This window comes from Mesorhizobium sp. M2A.F.Ca.ET.067.02.1.1, from assembly GCF_004023285.1.
Classification (GTDB): Bacteria; Pseudomonadota; Alphaproteobacteria; order Rhizobiales; family Rhizobiaceae; genus Mesorhizobium.
This window is the reverse complement of sequence record NZ_RZSB01000873.1, coordinates 1-2249: the sequence shown is the minus strand read 5'-3', so window position 1 is coordinate 2249 and position 2249 is coordinate 1. Positions and strand designations below refer to the sequence as shown.

Sequence of the window (2249 nt, the reverse complement as noted above, 5' to 3'; positions counted from 1 at the left end):
CATCAATGCCGGCGGCCGCATCGGCGACGCGGCGCTCGGCAGCCGGCTCTTGGCCACCGACGATCCCGTCGAGGCGGCAAGCATCGCCGAGACGCTCGACCGGCTGAACCAGGAACGGCAGCAGATGGAGCAGGAGATGCTGGCGCAGGCGCGCGCCGAGGCCGATGCCGAGCTTGCCGGCGGCAACGGTCCGGCGGTCATCGTCACCGCCAGCAACAGCTGGCATCCGGGCATCGTCGGGCTGATCGCTTCGCGGCTCAAGGATTATGCGCGCAGGCCGGCCTTTGCCATCGCCTTCAATTCGACCGGCATCGGCACGGGCTCCGGCCGTTCGGTGACCGGCTTCGACCTTGGCCGGCTGGTGCGCGAGGCGGCGGCTGCCGGGCTGATCGTCAAGGGCGGCGGCCATGCGATGGCGGCTGGCATCACCGTCGAGCGTGCCAAGCTCGGCGAGTTGCGCGCCTTCTTCGAAGAACGCGCCGCGGCCGATGTCTTCCGGCTGCAGAATGAGGAAAGCCTGGCGATCGACGGCGCGCTGGCCGCCGAGGGCGCCACGATCGCGCTGCTCGACGCGCTGGAGAAAGCCGGCCCGTTCGGCGCCGGGCACATCGCGCCGGTCTTCGTGTTGCCGCGCCACCGGCTGGCCGACGCGCGCGCGATCGGCACCAATCACATTCGCGTCGACCTGCAGTCGCAAAGCGGCGGCAACATCCAGGCGATCGCCTTCCGCGCCGTCGACACTGCGCTCGGCGAATTCCTGTTCAAGAACAGGGGCAGGACCGTGCATATCGCCGGTTCGCTGTCGGGCAATTACTGGAACGGCAACCGCACGGTGCAGTTTCGCATCAGCGACGCGGCGCTTGCTTAATGACCTACCTTAACACAGACGTTTTGATCGGTTGGTTCGTGTGCGTTGGCAGATCCCATGCCTTGGCGATTGGCCGAGACGCCTATCGCAGTCGTCATCCACGGGCGGCAAGGAGCGCAGCTCCGTCGCGGAGACCCTGGGATCCACGCCGTGACCTGGAAGCGCCGCGGCGGTCCAGAATTCTGCACCGTTGCACACTTCGGTCCAGGTAACGGCATGGATTCCAGGGTCTGCGCGCGTCGCTACGCTCCTTGCTCCGCCCTGGAATGACGAGGTTCAGGAGCCTTCAGCTCATCGCCAACGTTTGCGCTGACTACGGCAACGGACGTTGATAGCCTTGCCCGACAAGCCTCGAATCTTTCCAAATCACTGAAGTAGCGGAATTCAGACCAGAACGGACTGCAGGCGGGTCAATTCGCTGATCTGGGACATCGTCGCCTGGTAGCCGAGGCTGATCGCCTCGTCGGCGCGATGGAATTCCGTCAGGCCGATATGGCTGAGTTTCGGCTGCAGTGACATATCCGGCGGATCGCCGGCCAGCCTGGCGCGCGAAATCCGGTCCTGGATGATGTTGAAGGCCTCGACCATGACGCCGGTGATGCCGAGGCGGCTCTGGTGCGACTGGGGATTGACCTGGCCGGGGCGCGGAGCGTCTTTCTCGACGACCAGTTCGCCGGCGCTGTGCTTGATGACGGCGGCGCGCCCAAAGAGGTCATAATGCAGGTTGACCGCCACGACGAGCGGCTGCTCGTAGGCGCGGCAAACCGAGACCGGCACCGGATTGACCAGCGCGCCGTCGACCAGCATGCGGCCGTTGCAGGCCACCGGCTCGAAGACGCCGGGCAGCGCATAGGAAGCGCGCATGGCGGTGACGAGCGAGCCGCTCGACAGCCAGATCTCATGGCCGGTGCGGATTTCAGAAGCGACGGCGACAAAGGGTTTCGACAGGTCGTCGAAGCGGGCGCCGTCGAGATGCTCACGCAGGCGCTGGTCGAGCTTCATGCCGCCGAACAGGCCGCTGCCGCGCAGATTGAGGTCGAGCAGGCCGAAGATGCGCCGCTTGGTCAGGCTTCTGGCGAACTCCTCCAGCTCGTCGAGCTTGCCGGCAAGATAACAGCCACCGACCAGGGCACCGACCGAGGTGCCGGCGATCATCGACACTTCGATGCCGGCTTCGTCGAGCGCGCGCAGCACGCCGATATGGGCCCAGCCGCGCGCGCAGCCGCCGCCGAGCGCCAGCGAGATGCCGGTCTTCCTGCCGGACTTAGGATCTGGCAAGCCGCCGGACGATGCGGGGCCGTTGGCCTCTCGAAGGTCAGGTTTGCTGCGCAATGACGCCCATTCGAGCATCATGATCTCCCTTGTCCCATATCCCTTCTAC

General features: G+C 66.0%; 2 protein-coding genes. One reads left to right on the top strand and one right to left on the bottom strand.

All coding sequences use genetic code 11. From position 1 onward, the window contains the following. On the top strand, positions 1–868 hold an 868-nt coding region (locus EOA28_RS33065), incomplete at its 5' end, for a DHHA1 domain-containing protein (RefSeq protein ID WP_245501656.1). Between the two features lie 384 nt (positions 869–1252). Here EOA28_RS33065 and EOA28_RS33060 read toward each other — a convergent pair. Continuing rightward, a complete protein-coding gene (locus EOA28_RS33060) occupies positions 1253–2218 on the bottom strand; it encodes a patatin family protein (RefSeq protein ID WP_126083781.1) in 966 nt (321 codons plus the stop codon). Between the last annotated feature and the right edge of the window lie 31 nt (positions 2219–2249).

Coding starts and splice junctions, on each gene's coding strand:
- EOA28_RS33060 (WP_126083781.1), bottom strand. CDS start 2,218: ATGCTCGAATGGGCGTCATTGCGCAGCAAACCTGACCTTCGAGAGGCC.